This is a genomic window from Pseudobutyrivibrio sp. 49, from assembly GCF_900100545.1.
In the GTDB taxonomy this organism is placed as follows: Bacteria; Bacillota; Clostridia; order Lachnospirales; family Lachnospiraceae; genus Pseudobutyrivibrio.
Map to the genome: position 1 here is coordinate 1 of NZ_FNDP01000036.1, position 4,910 is coordinate 4,910.

Here is a 4,910-nt window from a genome sequence, read left to right on the forward strand (position 1 = left end):
GAAGGGATCGTGATAAACTGCTTCGTTCGACTTGCATGTGTTAAGCACGCCGCCAGCGTTCATCCTGAGCCAGGATCAAACTCTCATGTTTAAAAGTTTAATTCCGAATCAGTATAAAACTGACTTGTTTACTTGATATGTAAGAATCAGAGATTCTTACTAGGCAATGATTTTCAAAATCAAGTTTTGAAAATCCTCACCCTTTAATAAAGGTTTTTGTTTCGTCTTAGAAACTAAATGAATTTCAAGGATACATGTTTCATTTTGAAAATGTATTAATTCAAGGTTTGTTTCACTGTTCAGTTATCAATCTTCGTTTGTGCTGTGTGACTTGCTGTCCCTCAGCGCTCGATTATAGTATCATCCTAATTGCCTGGTGTCAACGGATTTTTTATATTTTTTTAAAGTAAATCTATTATCCTTGTATCAGGTGTGTTGTTGGAATTATCTACCATTTCAAACAATTCTAATAATACTTCTGCGAATATCAAAAAATAAGCTACCAGCCTTCATATTGGACTGGTAGCTTACAAAACAATAATAGACATTTATTTGATTATATCCACGATCTCTCCGATATACATGTCATGTGGCGCTTCTCTATCATAGAACTGATATGCAATATCCACTAACATATATTTTATTTCTAATGGTTGTCTCATAAGTTTTCTGCAAACAAATGTAACCTCTGCTTCTTCAAATGTTACGCTATCACCACATTCCTTGGCTGTTAATCCAGACTCATGAATCTTATCCATTTCTCTTCCAGACTTAGATCCTAAAACGCTAAGAATCTTCTTATGCTCATCTGGATAAAAGCTGACTGTGAAAAACTCATTATTATCCAAAAACTCATGTGTATAACGAGAGTTTCTGACATAAACTGTTGCCACTGGCTTATTCCATAATGTTCCAAAACCACCCCAGCTTATTGTCATCGTATTAAACTTTTCAATATTTCCTGCTGTTAACAGCGCCCACTTTTTGTCATACTGTGAAAAAACATCTGTTGTAAATTCCATTCGCTCTCTCCTTATAATTCTTAAATCATTGCAATTCTCATACTAACAACCACTACCATCTACCGAACAGGATGATGGCGATTTCTCAATTAAATATCCTTCTTCCTCAAGATATTCTTCCCAATCCAAAGTCACACTTCTATCTTCAAATACCAAAGCCGGAATACCTATTTTCCCTGCTTCTACAATTTCATCGAACACTTCATTTATATCTCTTATCTTAATGAAAACAGCCATATCTTTTAACGACTTGCCTATATCTCTAAAATCGTACTCAAGACCTGCTTCGTCGAAACTAGCTTTACAAGCAACACAATCTGGGCAGTCATCTCTTCCATAAATCTTTAACATAGCGACACCTCCTGATAATATTATTCTTACAGCATTAATATAACACACTTCTTGTGGTGGTAGTTTTTCTTTTACAAAAAAAGAGTCGAAGAAAAAATCTTCAACTCTACAAAATTTAAATAATATATTTTTATACACAAAAAGCGGGTGATGGGAATCGAACCCACGTATTCAGCTTGGAAGGCTGATGTTCTACCATTGAACCACACCCGCATAAATTATTAATTTCTAAGTCGGGGTGACAGGATTCGAACCTGCGACCCCCTGGTCCCAAACCAGGTGCTCTAGCCAAACTGAGCCACACCCCGAAATAAACTCCCCGAGTAGGGCTCGAACCTACAACAACTCGGTTAACAGCCGAGTGCTCTACCATTGAGCTATCGAGGATTATTTACATTTATAAATGGGCTTAAGTGGACTCGAACCACCGACCTCACGCTTATCAGGCGTGCGCTCTAACCAGCTGAGCTATAAGCCCTCAACACTTTTATACGAAATAATTTCGAGTGCTTGATTATGGTATCATCCCAGACACTCGGTGTCAACGGATTTTCCTCATTTTTTTAAAGTGCGTCTATTTGCCAAATTTAACGCTTTAGTTAGAATCTATTGCAATCTGTCAGGCAAATCTATATAGCAACTATATCATATGATAATTATTGAAAAACTACTTTTAACATGTGCTATAATCTAGACATTAATCGCAGAGAGGTAAGGTCTATGATTCAGGATATATCACCAAAAAAGCTTAATAATAGTTACTCTGTTAAATCCGTAAATACGAATAGTCTTGTCGTGCTTTTTAAAGGTGGAAAATTCTTGCTAAAAATCGATAATGATAAAAAGGAAATTTCTTATCCACTGGCAGGTGTTCTTGGACTAGATATACATTATACATACCTTTTCAGTATAGATGATGAAGACTTCTTTTATACTGATTCTGAAGCCGTTAATATCCCTAAGGATTTCTCATTTTATGATATGCGAGATCTTCGTAAAGATTATCTTTTTCCAAAACACTATGTTTTTGCAGCTTTTACTGCATTTCAGCTTATTGAATGGTACGAAGGAACAAGATACTGCGGACGTTGCGGATCACTGAACGAAAATTCGTTGACAGAACGTGCTAGAGTATGTCCAAAATGTGGAAAAACTGTCTATCCTAGAATCAATCCAGCTGTTATAGTCGGTGTTATTAATAATGACAAACTTCTTTTGACAAAATATAGAACCGGATTTGCCCATAATGCTCTTGTTGCAGGCTTTACAGAAATAGGAGAATCTGTAGAGGAAACAGTAACTCGTGAAGTCATGGAAGAAACTGGACTCAAAGTAAAAAATATCCGTTACTATAAATCTCAACCTTGGGGAATTGCCAGTGATATACTGATGGGATTTTTCTGTGAGGTTAATGGTGATGATTCTATCAAAATGGATGAAGAAGAGCTAAAGTATGCTCAGTGGGTTCCAAGAAAAGAAATTGAACTTCAACCGCTGGAATATAGTCTTACAAACGAAATGATGAAAATATTCAAGGAAGGTTTGTTATAAGCTGTTCACTATCATAATTTTTTCATACGTTTCTTCTATAATATATTTGTGGAGTATGTTTGTGACTTAATTGTCAGGAGAACATCGTAATGCATAAGTTTGATAAACCCCTTAGGCAAAGTATTTTCATAGGCTCTATGGCGTTTATACTATTACTATGCATTTTTTTAAATATTCTTACATTCCGTAGTTTCCGTAAATCACTATATAAATCATACGAAGAGCGAATAACAGATATCTTAGTGTACGTTCATAGTCATATTGACTTAGATGATTTATCTAATTGTGTAGATAATCTTGAAGAATCTCCAAAATACAATGAACTCATGCATCTTATGGATGATGTGGTAGAACAATTCAATATTCATTATCTATATATTGTCACACCATTAAATAACAATGAAACTGATAATATGCTAATTGTTCTTTCCGCTACAACGGAGTATGAACGAGAATATCATATTGATGAGGACATTGTTCTTGGATACATATGTCACGATGATTATTCAGCCGAAATGGCTCAGGCTCACCTTGACGCTCTAAATAAAGATGATATTTCTTTCTTGGAGGATAGAAGCTCCTGGGGCGTTGATTATACAGGTATTCTTCCGTTAATTGATTCATCTGGCAAGCACTTTGCAATACTATGTGTTGATATAGATATTGCCGAATTACATGATGCACTTCAAGCATATATCACAGAGAATATTATAATCATAACTACACTTGGTATTATATTCATGTTCTTATTACAGTTTTGGTTAGAAAAAAACGTTATATCGCCTATAGCCAATTTGGAAAGAAATGTTTCAATATTTGCCGAAAATGCCCATGAACAAACTGATCCATCTAAATTGGTATTGGATGTACCTCCAATACATACACATAACGAAGTCGAGAGTCTATATGATGCAATCTCACAGATGTCGGAGGATATGCATTCATATGTAATGAATATAGTTAATATGGAAGAAAAGGTTAGCGATCTTAAGACACAAGTCAATTATATGGATATGCTAGCTTATCAAGATTCCTTAACTAAGGTTAAAAACAAAGCGTGGTATGATAAGACATCTCAACGAGTTAATGAAGAAATTGAACATGGTACTGCTGAATTTGCAATCATTATGGCAGATTTAAATTACCTCAAGAAAATCAATGATACATATGGACATGAGCGTGGAAATGAATACATATTTGGAGCCTGCAGAGAAATGTGTCAAATTTTCAGTCATTCTCCTATATTCAGGATTGGCGGAGATGAATTTGTAATTCTACTTGAGAAAATGGATTATATGAATAGGAATACTCTTTTAGACGAATTAGAATTAATTTTCACAGATACATCCAGCAATACATCAATAGAACCTTGGCAACGTTATTCTGTGGCTTTAGGTATGGCAATATATGATTCTGAAAACGATAAATCTATAGAGGATGTATTTAAACGAGCTGATAAAACAATGTACGATAATAAAATGTTAATGAAAGCCGCGAGGGAATAAACCCCTCGCCTTTCTTTTTATACGAAAAAACCCTTAGGACTTTATCCTAAGGGTCATATTATAAAGCCGATGATCGGACTCGAACCGATAACCTGCTGATTACAAATCAGCTGCTCTGCCAATTGAGCCACATCGGCTTACAGTAAAACTATGTCATCATAGCAACCTCAAAACTTCATACAGTGTTCGAGAACACGCTTACATCTTTTTAGAATAAACCTTCGATCTATTAGTATTCATCAGCTGAATGCGTTACCGCACTTACACCTTGAACCTATCTACCTTATCGTCTTTAAGGGATCTTATCTCCTTGAAGGAGGGGATATCTCATCTTGAGGGGGGCTTCACGCTTAGATGCCTTCAGCGTTTATCCCGTCCAGACTTGGCTACTCAGCTATGCCGTTGGTCGACAGCTGATACACCAGTGGTCCGTCCACCCCGGTCCTCTCGTACTAGGGGCAGCTCCTCTCAAATATCCTCC

At 36.0% G+C, this 4,910-nt stretch carries 4 protein-coding genes, 5 tRNA genes and 2 rRNA genes; 2 read left to right on the forward strand and 9 right to left on the reverse strand.

Annotation, left to right across the window (positions count from 1 at the left end; translation table 11 throughout):
* From BLP54_RS15410 to BLP54_RS15440, 7 genes are all read right to left on the reverse strand, one after another.
* Window positions 1-91: ribosomal RNA gene (locus tag BLP54_RS15410) — 16S ribosomal RNA — on the reverse strand; the annotation flags it as partial.
* A 457-nt stretch (window positions 92-548) separates the two neighbouring features.
* A complete protein-coding gene (locus BLP54_RS15415; protein WP_090171519.1) occupies window positions 549-1,022 on the reverse strand; it encodes a flavin reductase in 474 nt (157 codons plus the stop codon).
* A gap of 42 nt (window positions 1,023-1,064) precedes the next feature.
* Entirely contained in the window at window positions 1,065-1,373 is a 309-nt protein-coding gene (locus BLP54_RS15420) for a glutaredoxin domain-containing protein (protein WP_090171523.1), read from the reverse strand.
* Between the two features lie 142 nt (window positions 1,374-1,515).
* A tRNA-Gly gene (locus tag BLP54_RS15425) sits at window positions 1,516-1,586 on the reverse strand.
* A 20-nt stretch (window positions 1,587-1,606) separates the two neighbouring features.
* Window positions 1,607-1,681 (reverse strand) — tRNA-Pro (locus BLP54_RS15430).
* 7 nt (window positions 1,682-1,688) lie between these two features.
* Window positions 1,689-1,760 (reverse strand) — tRNA-Asn (locus tag BLP54_RS15435).
* Between the two features lie 17 nt (window positions 1,761-1,777).
* Window positions 1,778-1,851 (reverse strand) — tRNA-Ile (locus BLP54_RS15440).
* 242 nt (window positions 1,852-2,093) lie between these two features.
* Between BLP54_RS15440 and nudC the strand changes: the two genes are divergently transcribed.
* The gene (gene nudC / locus BLP54_RS15445; protein ID WP_090171526.1) at window positions 2,094-2,924 is read left to right on the forward strand and encodes an NAD(+) diphosphatase; all 831 of its coding nucleotides are present in this window, start codon (window positions 2,094-2,096) and stop codon (window positions 2,922-2,924) included.
* Window positions 2,925-3,013: 89 nt separating this feature from the next.
* On the forward strand, window positions 3,014-4,429 hold the full coding sequence (locus tag BLP54_RS15450) for a GGDEF domain-containing protein (protein ID WP_090171529.1): 1,416 nt from the start codon (window positions 3,014-3,016) through the stop codon (window positions 4,427-4,429).
* A 64-nt stretch (window positions 4,430-4,493) separates the two neighbouring features.
* Here BLP54_RS15450 and BLP54_RS15455 read toward each other — a convergent pair.
* A tRNA-Thr gene (locus BLP54_RS15455) sits at window positions 4,494-4,566 on the reverse strand.
* A gap of 72 nt (window positions 4,567-4,638) precedes the next feature.
* Window positions 4,639-4,910: ribosomal RNA gene (locus tag BLP54_RS15460) — 23S ribosomal RNA — on the reverse strand; the annotation flags it as partial.